Below are 20,776 nucleotides of genomic sequence, written 5' to 3'. Positions count from 1 at the left end.
CGACCCGATTCGAGTAACCGCGCCCGCAAGGGCGCCCCAAATACGGGAGATACGACGATGGCAAACGAGCAAATGCTGGCGCAGATGCGCGACAAACCGGGCTTCATCGCCGCGCTGGACCAGAGCGGCGGTTCGACGCCTGGCGCGCTGCGCCAGTACGGCATCCCCGAAAGCGCGTATAGCGGCGACGCCGAAATGTTTCGCCTCATCCACGAAATGCGGGTGCGCATCGTCAGCGCCCCCGCATTCACGGGCGAGAAGGTGATTGGCGCGATCCTGTTCGAGGCGACCATGGACGGCCAGGCGCAAGGCAAGCCGGTGCCCGACTTCCTCTGGAACGAACGCCGCGTCGTGCCGTTCCTCAAGGTCGACAAGGGGCTGGAGGCCGAGTCCGACGGCGTGCGCCTCATGAAGCCGATTCCGGGCCTCGACGCCCTGCTCGAACGTGCGGTGACGGCCGGCATTTTCGGCACCAAGATGCGCTCGGTGATCGAGCACGCCTCGCCTTCCGGCATCGCTTCCATCGCCGCGCAGCAATTCGCATTCGGCGCGCAGATTTCCGCGCACGGACTCGTGCCGATCCTCGAGCCCGAAGTCTCCATCAAGGCCCCCGACAAGGCCAAGGCCGAGAAGCTGTTGCGCGACGAACTGCTCAAAGGGCTCGACGCGCTGCCCGCCTCGCAGAACGTGATGATCAAGCTCACGATTCCCGATACGCCCGACTTCTACCTGCCGCTCATCGAACATCCGCGCGTGGTGCGCGTGGTGGCGCTCTCGGGCGGCTACTCGCGTACTGACGCGTGCGAGCGTCTCGCCAAAAACCATCGCATGATTGCAAGCTTTTCGCGCGCGCTGATCAACGACCTGACGAAGTCGATGAGCGATGCCGAGTTCGATGCCGCGCTCGCCGCGAGTATCGACGAAATCTGGAAGGCTTCGGTGCGGAAGGACTGAATCCGGCCTGAACTCGGCCTCACGCCGCGCCGGGCGCTGCGCCCGGCACCCACACCGGTCAGGGATGTGAAAACGGGATGACGCGCAGCCGGCCTCATTAATCGGGGCCGGTTATACTTGCGCCTTCTTTTTCTCCTATGCACCGGCCATGAGGCAGTTCCTCTGCCTGCTCGTCCTGTTGCCGGGCCTCGTGCAGACCGCGGCCGCGCAGGCGCAGCAGCAGGCGCCCGCTAGCGACGTCGTCAGCGCATCGGCTGCGAGCGAGGTTGCTCCCGCAAGCTCCAGCGCCATGTCCGGCGCGGTTTCGAAATACCTCACGCAAAAGTTCGGTATCGCGAAAGGGAAAGCGGCGCAAATCTCGCAAGCCGTCACGGGCGCCGCCGAGAAATATTCGCTGCCGCCCGCGGTGCTGCTCGCCATCATCTCGATCGAGTCGCGCTTTCGCGAGAAGGCGCACGGCGCGAATGGCGCGACCGGACTCATGCAGGTCGTGCCGTCGGCGCATCGCAATCTCCTGCACAACAAGGATCTCACCGACCCCGAGGTCAACATCGACGTGGGCTCGTCGATCCTCTATGGCTACCAGCGCGCGGCCGGCGGCGACCTCAATGCCGCGATGAAGAACTATGGCGGCTCTAAGGCCTATGCGGAAAAGATCCGCACGCGCGCCGTGGAGTTCAGCCGGGTACTCGACACCGCTAGCACGCCTGCCGCGAGCGATGCGCGGGCGAGCGTCGGGCTGGCGGCATCGGCGGCTTCCGCCTTTGCGGCTGCGGCGGCAACGGCCGCGATCGGCGCATCCGGCCCTGCCGCTGCACCCTCCGCGACATCGGCGGCCTCCGCGCAGGCTGCCGCGCAAGGCACCGCTTCGGCCAGCGCGCGCTAACACTGCTACCTGCTTCGCTCAGGCTGCCTCGCGTGCGATCGGCGGCCATGCGATGCGCATTGAAAGCACCCGAGTTCCCGATACGAAGGCCGACGTGCGCGCCGAAGGTTGCGCGCGCATCGATCGGCAGCGCCTCGCCAGACGTGCGAACGCCCCTCGCGCGGCGGTGCCGCGAGAGGGGCGTTTCGACGAGGGAACTTCCGGCGCGCGGGCTCAGGCTCCGCTTGCGGGCGTCTCGCCGTTTTCCGGTTGCTGTACCGCGGCTTCCGGCGCGCTGGACGGGCCTTGCGGCTCTACGCTCTGGGCTTCGAGCTGGGGCGCGGGTTCGGTCTTCGCCTCGGCCTTGGCCTCTGTCTTGACCTCCGGCTGGGCGTTGCCCTCTTCGCGCGCCTTGGCTTGCGCCTCGGCCTTGGCCTTCTGGCGCGCCAGCGCCGCATTTGCGCGGCCGACGTGCGACGGGTCGATGCCCGGACCTTCCGAAGCCGTGCCGTCGAGTTCGTAGCGCGAGCCCCCTGCGGCCACGCGCTCGTGATAGCGCGGATGGTTCACATGGCGCTTGAGCACGGCGACGATCATCGTGCGCTCGTACTCGGGGTGACGCGCGACGAGGTCCTCGGCCACGCCGATCTTGAGCGGCAAACGGTCGCGGAAAGCCGGGTAGTGCTTCGCGAACACATTCCAGACCGTGTTCAGTTGGCGATTGCGCTCGATGCGCGCCTTTTCGGCCTCGCTCAGATTCGCGGCCGGCGGCTGCTGGGGACGCGCCGGACGGCGGCGTTGCTGCTGCCCGGAACGCTCGGCCGCCTCAGGTCCGCGGGCCGGCTTCGGCTGCTGCGGCCGGCGCGGCTGCTGCGCGCGCTGCCCCTGCTCACCTTGATTCTGCTCCTGCGCTCGCGCGCCCTGAGGCCGGCCATGGCGCGAGCGCGCACGCTCGTCCTTGCCGCCGGCTGCGCCAGCAGCCGCCGAACCCTCTCTCGGCGCACGCGGGCCCTTCGGGGCGTGCGAGCCGCCATGGCCCTTCGCGCCCTTGTGAGCGGGCTTGCCTTGCGATTTTTGCGCCTGTTCTTCGGCTGGCTGGCCTGAGCCGCCCCCCATGCTCTTCTTGATCTCAAGAAGACCTTCCTTGAAGCTCAGGGTACGGCGTTGTTGCGATGCGGCTTTCACGTCCAGATCTCTTCCATATGGAACCGGACGCTATGATACCGAAAACACGGCCGATCCAACCGGGCAATCGTTTGTTGCGCCCCGTTTCGCGTCCGCCGTCGTGTGCCGCGCCACACCGCGACTGCACGCGGCGCGCGGCAAAATCCCTCGATTTCATGCATCGACACCTTGCGCACGCAAGGATCGCATCCCTTTATCATCACGACACCATGACGATTTCGACATCCGCCCCCCGTTCCACCATTCGCGCCATCGTGACCGGCCATACGCGCGGATTGGGTGCGGCGCTCGCGCAATCGCTGCTGCAACGGGACATCGAGGTGCTCGGCCTCGGCCGTGGCGCGCATGCGGAACTGGCTTCCCGCCATCCGGAACGGTTCGCCGAGGCCGTCGTGGACCTCGCCGATCCCGCCGCACTCGAACGCTGGCTGGCGGGCGACACGCTCGATGCGTTCGCGCTCGGCGCGCAGTGCGTGCTGCTCTTCAACAACGCGGGCAGCGTCGAGCCGATTGCCCCGCTCGGCGCGCAGGACCCGCTCGCCATCGCACGCGCCGTGACGCTCAACGTGGCAGCGCCGTTGATGCTCGCGAATGCGCTCGCCGCCACGTCTGCGCCCGGCGCGAGCGCATCACGACGCATCGTGCATATTTCGAGCGGCGCCGCGCGCAACGCGTATGCGGGCTGGAGCGTGTATTGCGCGACCAAGGCCGCGCTCGACCACCACGCGCGCGCCGTCGCCCTCGATGCGCCGGCCGGCCTGCGCATTTGCAGCATCGCACCTGGCGTGATCGATACCGGCATGCAAAAGATGATCCGCGCGACGAGCGTCGACCAGTTCCCGATGCGCGAGCGCTTCGAACAGCTCAAGCAGAACGGTTTGCTGTCCACGCCCGAAGCGGCCGCGCAACAATTGATCGACTATGCGTTGAGCGATGCCTTCGGCTCGTTGCCCGTCACTGATGTGCGCGAACCTGGCAAGGCGTGAGCGCGTCGTGCGTTGAATCGTTGCCGTCGCGCTTCACGTAAGCGCGACGCGCGGCCGTACCGCTTTCAGGCGCCGCATGCCACCCGCGAGCGCGAGCAATGCGCCGACCGCGAGCACGTCGCCCGCGAGCCGTGCGGGCAACGAAGCGGTGACATGCGTTGCACGCAGCAGCGTGTCGATGACGTTCGAAGCCACCGCGCCCCCCACGAAACAGACGAGGCCCTGCTGCCCCACGGTGACGACGGCCGGCAGCCGCTGCGCAAGCCACGCTATCCAGCCCTTGCGCACCGCCTGCGCGGCGAGCCACGCCACGGCGGCGAAGTTCACGATGCGCACGCTCGCGAGATTCTGCTTCATGTAGCCAGGCTGAGGGTCCAGATCGGCGAACAACTGGATGAACGCGAACGTGGCGACGAGCACCAGCGCGAACGCTGTCAACGCGCGGCCCGTCCAGGAGACCTGGAACGCATGCGACACCGGATAGATGCGGCACAGCAGCCCCAGCATGAACATGGCCTGCCAGGCAAACGGGTTGAACGGCCAGATGGCGCCGGGCGCGGTAGGCAAATACCCCACGAGCCAGCACCCGCCGAACCACAGCACGAAGCTGCCCACGAGCACGAGATCGGGCGAGCGGCGCGCAAGTGGCATCACGAATGGCAGGAGCATCACGAGCACGATGTACATGGGCAAGACGCCGGCCAGATACGGCTGGTCGCGAAACACCGCGATATTGGCGAGCATCGTGAACGGCTGCGCGGCGAAGCGCAGATAACCCGACTCTGCGACCAGCGGCGAATCCACCCGCATCATTACCGCGGCGGCGCCCGACAGCAGCATGAGCGCAGCGGTGCACAGGTAGGCGGCGTAGATCTCGCGCCCGCGACGCCAGAAGCGCCGGTTGGCCGCGCCCTCGCCCTTGCGTCCGGCAATGGCGAGCCAACTCGCCGCGCATACATAGCCGCTCACGAACACGAACACTTCCGCGGAGTCGCAGAACGCGAAGTTGTGCAGCATCGCATGCGAAAGCACGCTGGAAGGAATGTGATCGAGCGCGATGGAAATCAAAGCGAAACCCCGGAAAAAGTCGATTTCGAGCGATCGCTTCGCTGTCTGACTCATGGGTGACGACTCCCGTTCGTGTCGAAGATTACGATTGAAGGGGTGCGCGACTTCGATTCGATGAAGCTGTCAGCTTTACGGCTATTTTTGTAAGGATGCCTGATCGATTCATGGCCACACGCGCAACGCATGAAAGGGTTCCGTAAAAGGCCGCGCCGGAGCGCCGCCTCACCAAGCGACTTTAATGCCAGCTCGACGCGCAATGGGCCTGCGTAACCCATGGTAAGCATTTCGCCCACTTCACGGTTGCACGCAGTCGCGCGCGCAGCCCCGGACGGTGCGCGCCATGCACACGGAATCGGCGTCCGCCCGTTTCTGGTGCCACATCCTATGGCGTCCCGGCGTCTGCACCGTCGCGGCATTTGGGCCGTCGCGTCTCGTGGAAAGGCGCACGAAAGCCTGCGTGTTCCCTTTGCTTGCGTCATTGGCGAGTTGACGCCGCGCCGCACCAAGGGTTCCACAAATATTCAGATGTTTCGCCGCTGCGCCCAGGGTCATCCCGCCCTCGCTCGCATATTACTTGACACCTAAAGTAATTGAACCTACATTGGCCTTGCAGACTGAACGAAGGAGCGAGCATGCGCATTGTTTGCATGGGTGGCGGGCCCGCAGGCCTCTATTTCGGCCTTTTGATGAAGCGCCGTCACCCCGACTACGAAATCGCCGTAATCGAACGGAACCGCCCGTACGACACGTTCGGCTGGGGCGTGGTGTTCTCGGACCAGACGCTGGGCAACCTGCGCGCGGCCGACCCCGAAAGCGCGGACGAAATTCTCGACGCCTTCAATCATTGGGACGACATCGAGATTCACTTTCGCGGCAGCGCAATCCGCTCGTCGGGCCATGGCTTCTGCGGCATTGGCCGCAAGCGTCTGCTCAACATCTTGCAGGCGCGCTGCGAGGCGCTCGGTGTGAAGCTCGTATTCGAATCGCAGATCACCGACGACGACGTCGCCCACGCGGACCTCATCATTGCGAGCGACGGCCTGAACAGCGCCACGCGCCAGAAGTACGCCGCCACGTATCAGCCGGATATCGATTTGCGCAACTGCCGCTTCGTCTGGCTCGGAACGTCGAAACTCTTCGACGCGTTCACGTTCGCGTTCGAAGAAACCGAATGGGGCTGGTTCCAGGCGCACGCCTACCGCTTCGACGACAACACGTCGACGTTCATCGTCGAAACGCCCGATCAGGTGTGGCGCGCAGCCGGCCTCGACACCATGAGCAAGGAAGACAGCATCGCGTTCTGCGAGAAGCTGTTCGCGCGTTATCTCGACGGCCACGCGCTGCGCTCGAACGCGTCGCATCTGCGCGGCTCGTCGCAATGGATCCGCTTTCCACGCGTGGTCAATCGCGAATGGGTGCACTGGAAAACCGCGGCCGACGGTAAGCAAACGCCTGTCGTGCTGATGGGCGACGCGGCGCACACCGCGCACTTCTCGATCGGCTCAGGCACGAAGCTCGCGCTCGAAGACGCGATCGAACTCGCCAACAGCATGCAAGCGCATCCCGGCGATCTGCGCGCGGCGCTCACGCACTACACGAACGTGCGTAGCGTGGACGTCCTGCGCATTCAGAACGCCGCGCGCAATTCCACGGAGTGGTTCGAGCACGTGGACCGCTACGCGAAGTTCGATCCGGAGCAGTTCGCCTATTCGCTGCTCACGCGCTCGCAGCGCATCTCGCACGAGAATCTGCGCGAGCGCGACGCGCATTATCTGTCCGGCTTCGAAACGTGGCTCGCGCAACGCGCGGGTGGCGAGGCGCGCGCCGTGCCGCCCATGTTCACGCCTTTTACGGTGCGTGGCGTGACGTTGAAAAACCGCGTGATCGTCTCGCCGATGGCGCAGTACTCCGCCCATGACGGCGTGGCCGGCGACTATCACCTCATGCATCTGGGCGCGCGCGCCATGGGCGGCGCCGCGCTCGTGATGACCGAAATGACCTGCGTCTCGCCCGAGGCCCGCATCACGCCCGCGTGCCCCGGCATGTATGCGCCCGAGCATCTGCAGGCGTGGAAGCGCATCGTCGACTTCGTGCACACGAACTCGGACGCGAAAATAGGTATGCAGCTCGGCCATTCCGGCGCCAAGGGCTCGACGCGCGTGGCATGGGAAGGCATCGACCAGCCGCTCGACGACGGCAACTGGCCGCTCGTCTCCGCTTCGCCGCAGCAATATCTGCGCGGTGTGAGCCAGTGGTCGCATGAAGCGAGCACCCAGGAACTGCGCGACATCGAGGCGCAATTCGTCCAAGCTACGCAAATGGCAGACGAAGCGGGCTTCGACTGGCTCGAATTGCACTGCGCGCACGGCTACCTGCTTTCCAGCTTCCTCTCGCCGCTCACGAATCAGCGCACCGACGAGTACGGCGGATCGATCGAAAACCGGCTGCGTTATCCGCTCGAGGTTTTCAAGGCGATGCGCGCGGTCTGGCCGGAAAACAAGCCCATTTCAGTACGCGTCTCGGCACACGACTGGGTGGAAGGCGGCAACACGCCCGACGACGCCATCGAAATCGCGCGCGCGTTCAAGGCGGCAGGCGCGGACATGATCGACGTTTCGTCGGGCCAGGTGAGCAAGGAAGAAAAGCCCGTCTTCGGCCGCATGTTCCAGACGCCTTTCGCCGACCGCATCCGCAACGAAGCGGGCATCGCGACGATCGCCGTCGGGGCGATTTCCGAAGCGGATCACGTGAACGGCATCATCGCTGCCGGTCGCGCCGACCTGTGCGCCGTGGCGCGGCCGCACCTGGCCAACCCCTCGTGGACGCTCACCGAAGCGGCGCGCATCGGCTATCTCGACATCAAGTGGCCGAACCAGTACATGGCGGCCAAGACCCAACTCGAACGCAACATCGAGCGCGAACGCGCCGCAGCGGCAGCCGCGGCCGGCCTGTCGCCGATCGAGCGTGCGCAACGCGCCGAAGGAACCGTGTGAGCATGAACCAGGCAATCCTGAACGATCGTCATGCCGTCGTGACCGGCGGCGGCAGCGGCATCGGCGCGGCGACTGCCGCCGCGCTCCTGCATGCCGGTGCGCGCGTCACACTGATGGGCCGTGACGCCACGCGGCTCGACGCCCAGCGTGCCGCGCTCGGCGGCGGCGAGAACGTGGCTTGCGTGAGCGTCGATATCACCGACGAAGACGCCGTAAACGCCGCGTTCGTGCATGCGGCGCAATCGCTCGGCGCCGTCGATATCCTCGTGAACAACGCGGGCCAGGCTCAGGCCGCGCCGTTCACGCAAACCGACCTCGCGCTGTGGAAGCGCATGCTCGACGTGAATCTCACGGGCGCGTTTCTGTGCACGCGCGCGGTGCTGCCCGGCATGCTCGCGCGCAAGGCCGGACGCATCGTCAATGTCGCGAGCACGGCGGGCCAGGTCGGCTATCCGTATGTCGCCGCCTATTGCGCCTCGAAACATGGCGTGATCGGCTTGACGCGCGCGCTTGCGCTCGAAGTGGCCACCCAGGGCGTAACCGTGAACGCCGTGTGCCCCGGCTACACGGAAACGGAACTGCTGCAGGCGTCGCTCGAACAGATCGCGCGCAAGACTTCGCGCAGCGAAGCCGAGGCGCGCAGCATTCTCGTGCGCCACAACCCGCAGCAGCGTTTCGTCACGCCGGAAGAAGTCGCCAACGCCGTGCTGTGGCTTTGCGCGCCTGGATCGTCCGCGATCACGGGCCAGTCCCTATCCGTTTCCGGTGGAGAAATCACATGACATCGCCCGCATCCACGCGCAAGAACGCCACCGCGAAGGCCGCAACGAAAGCGCCGCGCAAGGGCGTCGAAAAGCCGGCGGAGAATGTCGTCGACATGGAAATGAGCACGGGCGCCGACAGCCACATGGGCCTGCGCCTGTGGCTGCGCCTGCTCACCACGACGAACCTCGTGCAGGCCGAATTGCGCCGCCGCCTACGCGTCGAGTTCGACACGACGCTGCCGCGCTTCGACCTGATGGCGCAGCTCGAGCGCCACCCCGAAGGTCTGCGCATGACGGAACTCTCGCGCCGCCTGATGGTGACGGGCGGCAACGTCACGGGCATTACCGATCAGCTCGAAAAGGAAGGCCTCGTCGTGCGCGACGTCGCCCCCGACGACCGGCGCGCCTTCGTGGTGCGCCTCACGCCCGAGGGCCGCGCCCTGTTCGACCGCATGGCGGCCGCGCACGAGCAATGGGTGGTGGAACTGTTCGGCGGCCTCTCGCTCGACGAGAAGTCGAAGATGCACGAGCGGCTCGGCAAGCTCAAACAGCATCTGCGCAACGGGCTCGAAAACTGATCACACTGAAATTGCAAAGATCCGGGAGACATATCTTGACGACACGTTCCAGCGCCGAAGCGCTCTTCGCGGGCAACCGCGTCACGCTTGCCGGTTATGAGGCACAACATTTCGGCTGGTCGGTGCAAGGCCGCGTCGCAAGCATCACGCTGAACCGCCCCGAACGCAAGAATCCGCTCACGTTCGAATCGTATGCAGAACTACGCGATCTGTTTCGCCAGCTCGCCTATGCGACGGACGTGAAGGCCATCGTGCTGCATGGCGCGGGCGAAAACTTCTGCTCGGGCGGCGACGTTCACGACATCATCGCGCCGCTCATCGATCTGCCGATGCCCGAACTGCTGATGTTCACGCGCATGACCGGCGACCTCGTGAAAGCCATGCGCCACTGCCCGCAGCCGATCATCGCCGCCGTGGACGGCGTCTGCGCCGGAGCGGGCGCGATTCTCGCCATGGCCTCCGACATGCGCTACGCCACCGCGCGCAGCAAGCTCGCGTTCCTTTTCACGCGCGTGGGGCTCGCGGGCTGCGACATGGGCGCGTGCGCGATCCTGCCACGCATCATCGGTCAGGGCCGCGCAGCCGAGCTGCTTTACACGGGCCGCTCCGCGAGCGGAGAAGAAGGCCACGCATGGGGCTTCTACAACCGCATTTGCGAGCCCGAAATGCTGCTCGCCGATGCACAGAAACTCGCCGCCGATCTCGCCTCCGGTCCGACCTTTGCGCACGGCATCACCAAGACGATGCTGCATCAGGAATGGACCATGAGCATCGACGAGGCCATCGAGTCCGAAGCGCAGGCGCAGGCGATCTGCATGGCCACGCGCGATTTCGGCCGCGCCTATGAGGCGTTCGCGGCCAAAACGCGCCCGGTCTTCGAAGGGGACTGAATTGAACGCTGCCGTTGAAACGAATCTCCACGACGCACTCGCGTGGCCGTTCTTCGAAGATCGCCATCGCGCGCTCGGCGCGGGAATCGAAGCATGGGCGCGTGAGCATCTCGCGCACGTGCCGCACGACGACGTCGATGCGACCTGCCGCGCGCTCGTGCGCAAGCTCGGCGAAGCCGGCTGGCTGTGCTACGGCGTGGGCGGCACCGCTTATGGCGGCCATGGCGACACGATCGACACGCGCGCCGTCTGCCTGCTGCGCGAAACGCTCGCGAAACACTCGGGTCTCGCCGACTTCGCGCTCGCCATGCAGGGCCTCGGTTCCGGCGCGATCTCGCTGGCTGGCAACGAAGCGCAAAAGTCGCGCTATCTGCCGCGCGTCGCGCGCGGCGAAGCCATCGCCGCGTTTGCGCTCTCCGAGCCCGAAGCCGGCTCCGACGTCGCCGCGATGGCGCTCGCCGCACGCGCCGAGGGAGACGACTACGTGCTCGACGGCGAAAAAACGTGGATCTCGAACGGCGGCATCGCCGACTTCTACGTGGTATTCGCCCGCACCGGCGAGGCGCCGGGCTCGCGCGGCATCAGCGCGTTCGTGGTCGATGCCGACACACCGGGGCTCGAAATCGCCGAACGCATCGACGTGATCGCGCCGCATCCGCTCGCGCGCCTGCGCTTTACCGGCGCGCGCGTGAAGCGCAGCCAGATGCTCGGCGCGCCGGGGGAAGGCTTCAAGATCGCCATGCGCACACTCGATATTTTCCGCACCTCGGTCGCCGCGGCTTCGCTCGGCTTCGCACGCCGCGCGATGGCCGAAGGGCTCGCGCGCGCCGCTTCGCGCAAGATGTTCGGCCAGACGCTCGGCGATTTTCAGCTGACCCAGGCAAAACTCGCGCAGATGGCGCTCACCATCGACAGCAGCGCCCTGCTCGTCTATCGCGCGGCGTGGCTGCGCGACCAGGGCGAAAGCGTGACGCGCGAAGCCGCCATGGCGAAGTGGCATGCAAGCGAAGGCGCGCAGCAGGTGATCGATGCGGCCGTGCAGCTTTGGGGCGGCATGGGCGTGCAAAGCGGCAACATCGTCGAGTCGCTCTACCGCGAGATTCGCTCGCTGCGCATTTACGAAGGCGCGACCGAGGTGCAGCAGCTCATTGTCGGGCGTGACTTGCTCAAGGCATACAACGCCGCGTAAGCGCCTGCTGCGCGACGCTTCACTACGGAACCGGACGAAACATGAAACGAGCCCTTCTTCCCGCAGACTGGGTCAAGCCGCGCGGTTATGCCAACGGCGTCGCCGCTGCCGGCACGCAGGTCTATATCGCCGGCCAGATCGGCTGGGACGAGAACGCGCGCTTCACGAGCCGCGAATTCGGCGCCCAGGCCGTGCAGGCGCTACGCAATATCGTTGCCGTTCTCGAAACCGCGGGCGGCAAGCCCGAGCACCTCGTGCGCATGACCTGGTACGTCACCGACAAGAAGGAGTACCTGGCATCGCTGAAGGAAATTGGCACTGCGTTTCGCGAGCTGATCGGCGACTACGACATCGCCATGAGCGCGGTGCAGGTGGTGGCCCTCATGGAAGACGACGCCAAAGTGGAAATCGAAGCGACGGCCGTGATTCCCGACGACGCGCGTCTCTCGCGCCAGTAGACCGGCGCCCGCGCAACAGCACGATCAGCTCATACAGACAGCCGGAGACGCCATGCAACCCACCGCCCATGTCGATACGTTCGCACGCGATCATCTGCCGCCCGAGTCGCAGTGGCCCGACATGCTGCTCGACAATCCCGATGTTGCCTACCCTGCGCGCATGAATTGCGCGGTCGAGTTGCTTGACCGCGCGATCGAGGCGGGACACGGCGAACGCCCGGCCATCTGGTCGGATATCGATGGCAAGCCACAAGCCACCACGTACGCCGAACTGCTCGCGCTCGTCAATCGCAGCGCCCGCGTGCTGGTGGAAGACATGGGACTGAAGCCGGGCAACCGCGTCCTGTTACGCGGGCCGAACACATTGCAAATGGCGGTGGCGTTTCTCGCGTCGCTCAAGGCGGGGCTCGTGGTGATTCCCACCATGCCGCTCTTGCGTGCAAAGGAACTCAAGCAGATCGCAGACAAGGCGCAGGTTTGCGCGGCGCTGTGCGACGTGCGGCTCACTGAAGAGCTCGCGCGCTGCATGGACTCCGCCGACGAGTTCTTTTGCGAAAGCATCAAGCAGGTCTGCTACTTTCACGACACCGCGCCGGGCACGCTGGAAGCGCTCGCGGCAGACAAGCCCGCCGACTTCACGGCCTGCGACACGGCCAGCGACGACGTCTGCCTGATTGCCTTCACGAGCGGTACGACGGGCACGCCCAAGGGCTGCATGCACTTTCACCGCGACGTGATCGCCATGTGCGACCTGTTCCCGCGCCACATTCTGAAGCCCACGGCCGAGGACGTGTTCTGCGGCACGCCGCCGCTCGCGTTCACGTTCGGGCTGGGCGGGCTGCTGTGTTTTCCGCTGCGCGTCGGCGCGTCGACGGTGCTGATCGAAAAGCTCACGCCGGCGCTGCTGCTCGACACGATCCAGCGTTTTCACGCGACGATCGTCTTCACCGCGCCCACGTTCTACCGGCAGATGGCGGCGCTCGTCACGCAGTACGACCTGGCCAGCCTGCGCAAGACGGTATCCGCCGGAGAAGCGCTGCCGCAGGCCACGCGCGATCTATGGCGCGACGCGACGGGCATCGAGATGATCGACGGGATTGGCGGCACGGAACTGATTCATATTTTCGTGTCGTCCGCCGGCGCCGATGTGCGCCCCGGCTCGATCGGCCGCGCGGTGCCGGGCTACGTCGTGCAGGCGCTGGACAATGACCTGCAGCCGGTGGCGCCCGGCGTGACGGGCAATCTGGCCGTGCGCGGCCCGACCGGCTGCCGCTATCTCGCCGACGAACGCCAGGCCGTGTTCGTGCGCGGCGGCTGGAACCTGCCCGGCGACGCCGTATCCATCGACGCCGACGGCTATGTGTTCTACCAGGCCCGCTCCGACGACATGATCGTTTCGTCGGGCTACAACATCGCGGGTCCCGAAGTCGAGACGGTGCTCATGCAGCACCCCGCCGTGGCCGAGTGCGGCGTAACGGGCGTGCCCGACGAAGTGCGTGGCCAGGTGGTGAAGGCGTTCGTCGTCTTGCGCCCGGGCTTCAGCGCCGGCGACGCCCTGGTCGCCGAGTTGCAGAACTTCGTGAAGAACGCGGTGGCGGCGTACAAATATCCGCGCCTGATCGCCTTTATCGACGCATTGCCGCGCACCGAGACCGGCAAGCTCAAGCGCTCGGCGCTGCGGTCGATGTGAAGCAGCCCCCGGCGGAAAAATACGACGTAAACCGTTGAATCTTCAACGAACACGCATTGACCCCTGAAACGCCGACATGCGCACGATATTGCGCATATCGGCGTTTTATCCACCATCTTGCGCAAAATTGCGCGCATTTTCCGCCGCGAATCCCGATTGATTGGATGCGCAGAATTCTGCGCAAGATGCTGGATAACGACCTATAATGCGCACCATGATGCGCAAAAAACCCGCGAACCTCTCGATTTCCAACGCCGAGCGCCTGGCAGAAGGCCTGCGCGCGACGCGCCGCGAGCGCAAGCTGACCCAGCAGGCCTTGGCGGAGCAGGCCGGCGTCGCCCGTCGCACCGTCACGAACGCCGAACACGCAGGCAACGTCGGCGTACGCGAACTCTGCCGGCTCGTGAACGCGCTCGGCTATGAAGTCGTGCTTCGCCCCATGGATACCGTCATCCTCGAGGACCTGAACGACATATTCAGGGACGACGAATGACTGCCGGCGCCTCATTCGACCTCGAGCGGCTCCTGCGCGAAATCCGCAACCTGGAAGTCCATACGCCGCAGGGACCGAGCGGTCTGCTGGCGCGCGAGAGCCGCTTCGTCTTCAATTACGGCGACGCGCCCGACATGGCCGCCGTATCACTCACCATGCCCGTGCGGCGCCAGAGTTACGCGAGCGGCGACCTGATGGGCATCTTCGCGATGAACCGGCCAGAGGGCTACCTGCGTTTCGTCATCGAGGAACGGCTCGCGCGTTACGGTGCGCCGAGCGACATGTTTCTGCTCTTTCTCGCCGGCACCAATCAAATCGGGCGGCTCACCTATTCCGTGCCGGGAGAGCGGGTGCCGCAGAGCGACGGCGAACGTCTGGACGAATTGCTTTCCTCGCCGTCGGGGCGGCTGTTCGAGCGCCTGATCGACCGCTACGCACTCGGCTCGGGCATCTCCGGCGTGCAGCCGAAGGCGGTCGTCCCGCTCGCCGCAGAAAACGCCCCGCGCCCCGCCGAACACACGGCGCTGCCCCTGCGCACGGTGATCGTGAAGGCCGAAGGCGACGACTTCCCCGGGCTCGCGCGCAACGAATACTTCTGCATGTCGGTGGCGAAAGAGGCCGCGCTCGAAGTCCCCGACTTCTGGCTTTCCGAAGACGGCAAACTCTTCGTCATGTCACGCTTTGACCGCGAGGCGGACGGCACGCCCATCGGATTCGAAGACATGAGCGTGCTCACCGGCAAGGCGAAATACGAGGGCAGCTACGAGATGATCGCCAAGGCCGTGGACATCTATACACGATCGGACCCGGCGCAGAAACGCCGCCTGTTCGAGCGCATCGCCCTCTCGTGCCTGTTGCGCGACGGCGACGCCCACATGAAGAACCTGGGAATCCTCTATATCGATCCGACCGGACCGCGCCGGCTCGCTCCGGTGTTCGACGTGGTCTGCACGGACATCTATCCGGATCTCGATGGGCGCATGGCGCTCAGCCTCAACCGGAGCAAGGCGTTCCCGCTGCCGGCGGAACTCCATGCCTTCGCGCGGCGCCTCGGCCTGCGGCAGTCCGAAGGCGAGGAAATCATGAGCCGCCTGCACGGCGCCTATCTCACGGTCGCCGAGCGTTTTGCGCAGGACCGGCGATTCCACGAGGGCGACCTGCTCGCCAGGATCCGGCGGGCCGTCGAACGTCCGGGCGTCAAACCCGTCTCGCGCCCGAAGCTGGTGCGTTAGGCGCGCGAGCACGGGCAACGCCGCCCGGCCGCCTGCATCAGCTTGCGGCCGCCCCCTGCAACGCGAATGCCATGCGTTTGCCCGCCGCGTCGTAACGGCATACGACTTTGGCGCCCTCTTTCACGCCGCCCTTGAGCATTTCCTTCGCCAGCTCGTTCTCCACCGCCTGCTGCATCTTGCGCTTCAACTCGCGCGCGCCGAATTCCGGCCGATATCCCTCCGCCGCGAGGTAATCGATCACGCTGTCGTCGAACGTCAGGTCGATGTCCTGGCTGTGTGCCATCCGCCGGACCTGTTCGAGCTGCAGCCGCACGATCGAGCGCAGTTCGTCGCTCGTGAGCGGCTGGAACATGATGATCTCGTCGATGCGATTCAGGAACTCGGGCCGGAAATGCTGGCGCAGCTCGCCCATCACCGCGCCTTGCATCGACCCTTCTGCGCTCGACAGAAAACCCGGCCCCGAGCGCTTTTGCCCGGAGACCACGTCGGAGCCGAGATTGCTCGTCGCGATCACGACCGTATTGCTGAAGTCGACCACGCGCCCCTTGCCGTCGGTGAGCCGGCCGTCGTCGAACACCTGCAGCAGCACGTTGTAGACGTCGGCGTGTGCTTTCTCGATTTCGTCGAGCAGGATCACGCAATAGGGTCGGCGGCGCACCTTCTCGGTCAACTGGCCGCCTTCGTCATAGCCGACGTAACCCGGCGGCGAGCCGATCAGCCGCGACACCGCGTGGCGCTCCATGTACTCGCTCATGTCGATGCGCACGATGGCGTCTTCGTCGCCGAACACCACTTCGGCCAGCGCCTTCGCAAGCTCCGTCTTGCCGACGCCGGTCGGCCCGAGGAACAGGAAGACTGCCGTGGGCCGCCGGCCGCGCCGCAGCCCGGCGCGCGAACGGCGCACCGCGTCGCTGACCGCGACGATGGCCTGTTCCTGCCCGATCACACGCTCATGCAGCCGCGCTTCCATTTCGAGCAGCCGCGTGCGCTCCTCGGCGGTCAATTGCGTGACCGGCACGCCCGTGAGCTTCGAGACGATCTCCGCGACGTCTTCGCTCGTCACGTCCGAGGTCACGGTGCCGAGCTGACCTTTCCAGTCGTTGGTGGCCTGCGTGAGCGCCTTTTCCTTGTCGGCGATCGGCTCGTCGAGCGTATGGGCGCGCTCGAAATTTTTGCGCGTCGCCGCGTAGTCCTGCTCGCGCCGCAATTGCGCCAGCTCCGCCTCGAGTTCGAGGATCGCCGCAGGTCGCGAGGTGGCCGAAAGATGCACGCGTGCCGCCGCCTGGTCGACGAGATCGATGGCCTTGTCGGGCAGGAAGCGCCCCATCACGTAGCGGTCCGAGAGCTCGGCCGCCGAGACCAGCGCGTCGTCGCGAATGGTGACGTGGTGATGCACCTCGAGCTTGTCGCGCAAGCCGCGCAGGATGTTGATCGTCTGATCGACGCTCGGCTCGGAGACGAACACGGGCTGAAAGCGCCGCTCGAGCGCCGCGTCCTTCTCGATGTACTTCTGGTACTCGGAGAGCGTCGTGGCGCCGATCAGGTTCAGTTCGCCGCGCGCCATCGCGGGCTTGAAGACATTGGCGATGTCGAGCCCGCCCTCGCCGCCGCCCTGGCCCGCGCCGACGATCATGTGCACTTCGTCGATGAAGAGCACGAGGCTTTCGCGCTGCGCCGAGATTTCCTCCATCACGCCTTTCACGCGCTCTTCGAATTCGCCGCGATACTTCGCGCCCGCGATCAGCCCGTTGACGTTCAGCTCGACGAGGCGCCGCCCGCGCAGCGATTCGGGCACGTCGCCGTTGAGCATGCGTTGCGCGAGGCCTTCGGCGATCGCGGTCTTGCCCACCCCCGGTTCGCCGATCAGCACCGGATTGTTCTTGCGCCGGCGCGCGAGCACTTCCACCACGGTCTCGATCTCGCTCGAACGGCCGATCACGGGGTCGAGCTTGCCCTCGCTCGCGAGCGCGGTGAGATCGCGGCTGTATTGGTCGAGCTGCGGCGTCGCGCTCGGCCCCTTCGCGGCGGGACGCTCGCGTTTGTCGCCCTGGGCCTCCACGAGCCGCTGCAATACCTTCTGGGGCGTGACGCCGTAGCGGCCCAGCAGATGGCCCGCAAAACTTTCCGGCACCTGCGTGAGCCCGAAGAGCAGATGCTCGGGCGCGACGTAGCTGTGACCCAGTTCGCGCGAGACGAGAAACGCGCGGTCGAGCGCGCCCTTCAGGCGCGGGGAGACGCCGATACGGCCGTCCTCCCGCGCGGGCGCGCCTTCGCGCTTTTGCGCGTTGGCGTCGATGAACGCGCGCACATCGTCGGGCTGAATGCCGAGGCGCTTGAGGATCGCCGCGCCTGCGTCGTTGCCCGCGAGTTCGTAAAGCAGATGCTCGGTGTCGACTTCGCGCCGCCCGAACTGCACCGCCCGCTCCGCCGCGCGCTGGAGCAATTCACGCGCCACGTCGCTGAAATAGCGTTCGACGATGGCGCCGTCGCCCGCTTCCATGGCCTGTGGCGTAGGTTCAGCCGCCGGGCCGCCCGCATCGTCCGTGCCGTCACCCTGCTGCGAGGCGCGAAACAGCGCCTCCAGCGGGCTCAAGGTCCGTTGATGCCGCGTGAGTTGCGCGTAGTGATAGTCGCAGACATCGAGAAAGCGCCGCCTGCCGTCCTGCAACACGGCGACCCGCACCGTCGCGGGGCGCACGCCGCAGATATCGCAGTTGAACTGAGCCATTTCGTCTCCTTGGAAGCGATGCGCGGTGCGCGCGGTGCGCTGCCCGCGACCAGGAACGGCACGAGGCATGCCCACGCGAGCACCGCATGAATGCTCTAACGAATGCCGAAGCGAAGTTCAGACGTCATCGTAACGTCGAATCGAACTGCGCGTCGGCAAGAGGAGACGTTTGCTAATCGATGGTGTTGGGTGCGCGGCGTCAAACGTCCTGATGGGCGGCCGAACTGGACGCCCCGTGGGCTTGCGCCGCCGGGTCGCGTATCCAGGCGCTCAGCAAGGTGGACGAAACGGCGAGGATCACCGGCCCGATGAAGAGCCCGACGATGCCGAAGGCGAACAGGCCGCCGAGCACGCCGGAGAGAATGAGCAGCATCGGCAGATTGACGCCGCGCCGGATCAGCACCGGACGCACGAGGTTGTCGAGCATGGCGACCATCACCGACCACACCGCGAGCAGGATCGCCGTGACATGCGCGTCGTGCACGAACAGCCAGATCACGCCGCCGAGTAGCGGCAACGTCGGGCCGATCTGCGCGAGACACAGCATGAGCATCACGGCCGTGAGCACGCCCGCGCCCGGCACACCCGCCACCCACAGACCGATGCCGCCCAGCGCCGACTGCAGGACCGCCGTCACGACGATGCCGAGCGCCACTGCGCGGACAGAAGCGCCCGCGAGCTTGACGGCCTGCTCGCCATAAGCGGGAGCCACGCGAATGGCGAAGCGCGTGACATAGTCGGCGGCCTGCTCGCCGTTGCTGTACAGAATGCCCGTGATGATGACGGTGATGAACATGTGCATGACGAACACGCCCACCGAAGCGGCGTGGCCGATCAACCAGTGCGCCGCGATCGAAACGTAGGGTTCGAGCTGCGCGAGCAGACCGCCGGGGCCGGCGTCCGAAAACTCCTGCCACTTGGCGGCAATGCGCGAGCCAACCACGGGAATGTCGCCGACCCACTGCGGCGGCGCGGTCAACGCATAGTCGGGCAATTTGCGGATCAGCTCCATGATCTCGCCGCCGTGCACCGCGAGCGTCGAGATGGCTTCATAGAGCGGCAGCACGATCACGACCAGAAGGATCAGCAGCATGATGAGCGTGGCGAGCCAGCGGCGGTTGCCGCAGCGCCTCTCGATGGCTTTCATGGCGGGCCAGGTCGCGACGACGATGGTCGTGGCCCAGATCAGCCCCGGGAGGAACGGGCGCATGACATAGAGGCTGCCGATCGTCAGCGCGCAGAGTATGGCAACAACGAACAGGATGCGGGCCAGGTCCGGCAGGGCTTGCGGCTTCACGTACTTCTCCTCGATGCAGGGCGCGCCTCATGGCGCCGACGCGCTAGTCTATATCGGATAGGCTACGAATCCGTTTCAAAAGTCCCGCACGGCAGCACGGAACGCACTCTGGAATAATGCCCCTTTCCCCCGACCTTGCCACGAAGAAGAGCCAGCCATGACCGCAACCGATACGAAACTGCCCTGCGTGCTCCTCACCAACGACGACGGCATCGATGCGCCCGGCCTCGCCGTGCTCGAAGCCGTGGCCGCCGAACTCGCGCACGAAGTCTGGGTCGTCGCGCCCGAGCACGACCAGAGCGGCACCTCGCACTCGATCAGCCTGCATACGCCGCTGCGCGTGAGCCGGCGCGGCGCGCGGCGCTTCGGGGTGCTCGGCACGCCCGGCGATTGCGTGGTGATGGCGGTGCGCCAGCTGATGGGCGACGTGCGCCCTTCGCTCGTGCTCTCGGGCATCAACCGCGGCGGCAACCTCGGCGTGGAGACGATGTTCTCGGGCACGGTGGGCGCAGCCATGACGGGCCTGTTGCTCGGCCTGCCGTCCATCGCCTTGAGCCAGACCTTCCGCGACCGCGAGCGGGTGCGCTGGGACACCGCCCGCGCGCTCGCGCCGGACGTGATTCGCCGCCTCGCCGCCGTCGCGCATGACGCGCCGGTCTGCCTGAACGTGAATTTTCCCAATATCGACGCCAGCGCCGCGGGCCCGCTCACGGTCACGCGCCAGGGCGTCGGGCTCGTGCAGGGCATCGACGTCGTGCCGCAGATCGACCCGCGCGGCATGGACTACCACTGGCTGCGCTTCAATCGCGGCCCGCGCGAAAACGGGCCCGACAGCGAAACGGCCGTGGTGAACTCCGGCCGCGTTTCGGTCACGCCGCTGCATTTCGAACGCACCGACGAAAAAACGTTTGTCACGTTGCAAGCGGCACTCGGCGCTGCCGCCTGAACGTGGTCCAATGATCAATCGCGCGCGGCGGCCGTCATCGCCCGCGCGATCGCATCGCGAATGTCCTCAGGAATGCCAATCGACTTGTGAGTGTCGAGCGAGGTGGTCACGATGGTCTGGCGTGCCGCCATGCGCAGCACGCCGTCCACGCCCGTGCAGGCCCACGCGAGCGTGAGCGACGCGCCGCCCAGGCGCTCGACGTCGAGCGAGAGCCAGACCTCGTCGCCCATCTTGCTGACCGCCTTGAAATCCACTTCGAGCCGCACGGTCGGCATGCCCACGCGGCGAGCGCCTATCACGCCGTGATAGCCCTCCTGCGGCAACAACTCGTCGATCCACGATTCGACGAGATCGTTGAAGAGGACGAAATACTGCGGATAGAACACGATCCCGGCGGGATCGCACTCCGAGAAGTGAATCTTGTGTTTGCGGCGGTACGTGAGCGTCGCCATGCGTGTGT

Annotated in this window: 18 protein-coding genes; 13 read left to right on the top strand and 5 right to left on the bottom strand. The window is 66.0% G+C overall.

Going from position 1 to position 20,776, the window contains the following annotated elements:
• Positions 1–57 precede the first annotated feature (57 nt).
• Both AB3X99_RS20485 and AB3X99_RS20480 read left to right on the top strand, forming a co-directional pair.
• The gene (locus tag AB3X99_RS20485) at positions 58–954 is read left to right on the top strand and encodes a fructose bisphosphate aldolase (RefSeq protein WP_342946106.1); all 897 of its coding nucleotides are present in this window, start codon (positions 58–60) and stop codon (positions 952–954) included.
• A gap of 148 nt (positions 955–1,102) precedes the next feature.
• Entirely contained in the window at positions 1,103–1,840 is a 738-nt protein-coding gene (locus tag AB3X99_RS20480; protein WP_368617952.1) for a transglycosylase SLT domain-containing protein, read from the top strand.
• Between the two features lie 213 nt (positions 1,841–2,053).
• On the opposite strand, the gene AB3X99_RS20475 is transcribed toward AB3X99_RS20480, so the two are convergent.
• Positions 2,054–3,004: a ProQ/FINO family protein gene (locus tag AB3X99_RS20475; protein ID WP_069261924.1), complete on the bottom strand. Its 951-nt coding sequence runs from the start codon at positions 3,002–3,004 to the stop codon at positions 2,054–2,056.
• A 209-nt stretch (positions 3,005–3,213) separates the two neighbouring features.
• Here AB3X99_RS20475 and AB3X99_RS20470 point away from each other — a divergent pair, with 209 nt between their 5' ends.
• A complete protein-coding gene (locus AB3X99_RS20470; protein WP_342946103.1) occupies positions 3,214–3,990 on the top strand; it encodes an SDR family oxidoreductase in 777 nt (258 codons plus the stop codon).
• A 33-nt stretch (positions 3,991–4,023) separates the two neighbouring features.
• On the opposite strand, the gene opgC is transcribed toward AB3X99_RS20470, so the two are convergent.
• The gene (gene opgC / locus AB3X99_RS20465) at positions 4,024–5,112 is read right to left on the bottom strand and encodes an OpgC domain-containing protein (protein ID WP_342946102.1); all 1,089 of its coding nucleotides are present in this window, start codon (positions 5,110–5,112) and stop codon (positions 4,024–4,026) included.
• Positions 5,113–5,690: 578 nt separating this feature from the next.
• On the opposite strand from opgC, the gene AB3X99_RS20460 reads away from it, so the two are divergent.
• The 9 genes from AB3X99_RS20460 (at position 5,691) to AB3X99_RS20420 (ending at position 15,345) form a co-directional block, all read left to right on the top strand.
• Positions 5,691–8,051, top strand: a complete 2,361-nt coding sequence (locus AB3X99_RS20460; protein ID WP_368617951.1) for a bifunctional salicylyl-CoA 5-hydroxylase/oxidoreductase — start codon at positions 5,691–5,693, stop codon at positions 8,049–8,051.
• A gap of 2 nt (positions 8,052–8,053) precedes the next feature.
• Positions 8,054–8,833: an SDR family NAD(P)-dependent oxidoreductase gene (locus AB3X99_RS20455; RefSeq protein WP_368617950.1), complete on the top strand. Its 780-nt coding sequence runs from the start codon at positions 8,054–8,056 to the stop codon at positions 8,831–8,833.
• The gene (locus AB3X99_RS20450; protein ID WP_368617949.1) at positions 8,830–9,393 is read left to right on the top strand and encodes a MarR family winged helix-turn-helix transcriptional regulator; all 564 of its coding nucleotides are present in this window, start codon (positions 8,830–8,832) and stop codon (positions 9,391–9,393) included. Before AB3X99_RS20455 ends, AB3X99_RS20450 begins: the two co-directional genes overlap by 4 nt.
• A gap of 35 nt (positions 9,394–9,428) precedes the next feature.
• Positions 9,429–10,283, top strand: a complete 855-nt coding sequence (locus AB3X99_RS20445; RefSeq protein ID WP_342946098.1) for an enoyl-CoA hydratase family protein — start codon at positions 9,429–9,431, stop codon at positions 10,281–10,283.
• A gap of 1 nt (position 10,284) precedes the next feature.
• Entirely contained in the window at positions 10,285–11,472 is a 1,188-nt protein-coding gene (locus AB3X99_RS20440; protein WP_368617948.1) for an acyl-CoA dehydrogenase family protein, read from the top strand.
• Positions 11,473–11,513: 41 nt separating this feature from the next.
• Entirely contained in the window at positions 11,514–11,930 is a 417-nt protein-coding gene (locus AB3X99_RS20435; protein WP_342946096.1) for a RidA family protein, read from the top strand.
• Between the two features lie 52 nt (positions 11,931–11,982).
• Positions 11,983–13,620: an AMP-binding protein gene (locus AB3X99_RS20430; RefSeq protein ID WP_368617947.1), complete on the top strand. Its 1,638-nt coding sequence runs from the start codon at positions 11,983–11,985 to the stop codon at positions 13,618–13,620.
• 214 nt (positions 13,621–13,834) lie between these two features.
• Positions 13,835–14,113 carry a helix-turn-helix domain-containing protein gene (locus AB3X99_RS20425; protein WP_069261934.1) on the top strand — a complete coding sequence of 93 codons (279 nt, stop codon included), beginning with the start codon at positions 13,835–13,837 and terminating at the stop codon, positions 14,111–14,113.
• Positions 14,110–15,345, top strand: a complete 1,236-nt coding sequence (locus AB3X99_RS20420) for a type II toxin-antitoxin system HipA family toxin (RefSeq protein WP_368617946.1) — start codon at positions 14,110–14,112, stop codon at positions 15,343–15,345. Before AB3X99_RS20425 ends, AB3X99_RS20420 begins: the two co-directional genes overlap by 4 nt.
• Before the next feature lie 37 nt (positions 15,346–15,382).
• Here AB3X99_RS20420 and AB3X99_RS20415 read toward each other — a convergent pair whose 3' ends face one another.
• Entirely contained in the window at positions 15,383–18,073 is a 2,691-nt protein-coding gene (locus tag AB3X99_RS20415) for an ATP-dependent Clp protease ATP-binding subunit (protein ID WP_368617945.1), read from the bottom strand.
• 199 nt (positions 18,074–18,272) lie between these two features.
• On the bottom strand, positions 18,273–19,370 hold the full coding sequence (gene ydiK / locus AB3X99_RS20410; RefSeq protein ID WP_368617944.1) for an AI-2E family transporter YdiK: 1,098 nt from the start codon (positions 19,368–19,370) through the stop codon (positions 18,273–18,275).
• A gap of 157 nt (positions 19,371–19,527) precedes the next feature.
• On the opposite strand from ydiK, the gene surE reads away from it, so the two are divergent.
• Positions 19,528–20,316: a 5'/3'-nucleotidase SurE gene (surE, locus tag AB3X99_RS20405; RefSeq protein ID WP_368617943.1), complete on the top strand. Its 789-nt coding sequence runs from the start codon at positions 19,528–19,530 to the stop codon at positions 20,314–20,316.
• 14 nt (positions 20,317–20,330) lie between these two features.
• Here the strand turns inward: surE and AB3X99_RS20400 are convergent, their stop codons facing one another.
• Positions 20,331–20,768 (bottom strand): acyl-CoA thioesterase, encoded by a 438-nt coding sequence (locus tag AB3X99_RS20400; protein WP_368617942.1) that lies wholly within the window; start codon positions 20,766–20,768, stop codon positions 20,331–20,333.
• Positions 20,769–20,776 lie beyond the last annotated feature (8 nt).

This window comes from Paraburkholderia sp. BR10882, assembly GCF_040948855.1.
GTDB lineage: Bacteria > Pseudomonadota > Gammaproteobacteria > Burkholderiales > Burkholderiaceae > Paraburkholderia > Paraburkholderia nodosa_A.
Note: the sequence above shows the minus strand (reverse complement) of the source record. Positions and strands in the feature narration are given on the sequence as shown.

What these genes read in the sequence shown, in the direction of transcription:
- AB3X99_RS20435 (WP_342946096.1), top strand. Translation starts at nt 11,514, where the DNA reads ATGAAACGAGCCCTTCTTCCCGCAGACTGGGTCAAGCCGCGCGGTTAT.
- AB3X99_RS20430 (WP_368617947.1), top strand. Translation starts at nt 11,983, where the DNA reads ATGCAACCCACCGCCCATGTCGATACGTTCGCACGCGATCATCTGCCG.
- opgC (WP_342946102.1), bottom strand. Translation starts at nt 5,112, where the DNA reads ATGAGTCAGACAGCGAAGCGATCGCTCGAAATCGACTTTTTCCGGGGT.
- AB3X99_RS20420 (WP_368617946.1), top strand. Translation starts at nt 14,110, where the DNA reads ATGACTGCCGGCGCCTCATTCGACCTCGAGCGGCTCCTGCGCGAAATC.
- AB3X99_RS20460 (WP_368617951.1), top strand. Translation starts at nt 5,691, where the DNA reads ATGCGCATTGTTTGCATGGGTGGCGGGCCCGCAGGCCTCTATTTCGGC.
- AB3X99_RS20455 (WP_368617950.1), top strand. Translation starts at nt 8,054, where the DNA reads ATGAACCAGGCAATCCTGAACGATCGTCATGCCGTCGTGACCGGCGGC.
- AB3X99_RS20400 (WP_368617942.1), bottom strand. Translation starts at nt 20,768, where the DNA reads ATGGCGACGCTCACGTACCGCCGCAAACACAAGATTCACTTCTCGGAG.
- surE (WP_368617943.1), top strand. Translation starts at nt 19,528, where the DNA reads ATGACCGCAACCGATACGAAACTGCCCTGCGTGCTCCTCACCAACGAC.
- AB3X99_RS20425 (WP_069261934.1), top strand. Translation starts at nt 13,835, where the DNA reads ATGATGCGCAAAAAACCCGCGAACCTCTCGATTTCCAACGCCGAGCGC.
- AB3X99_RS20485 (WP_342946106.1), top strand. Translation starts at nt 58, where the DNA reads ATGGCAAACGAGCAAATGCTGGCGCAGATGCGCGACAAACCGGGCTTC.
- AB3X99_RS20450 (WP_368617949.1), top strand. Translation starts at nt 8,830, where the DNA reads ATGACATCGCCCGCATCCACGCGCAAGAACGCCACCGCGAAGGCCGCA.
- AB3X99_RS20470 (WP_342946103.1), top strand. Translation starts at nt 3,214, where the DNA reads ATGACGATTTCGACATCCGCCCCCCGTTCCACCATTCGCGCCATCGTG.
- AB3X99_RS20415 (WP_368617945.1), bottom strand. Translation starts at nt 18,073, where the DNA reads ATGGCTCAGTTCAACTGCGATATCTGCGGCGTGCGCCCCGCGACGGTG.
- AB3X99_RS20480 (WP_368617952.1), top strand. Translation starts at nt 1,103, where the DNA reads ATGAGGCAGTTCCTCTGCCTGCTCGTCCTGTTGCCGGGCCTCGTGCAG.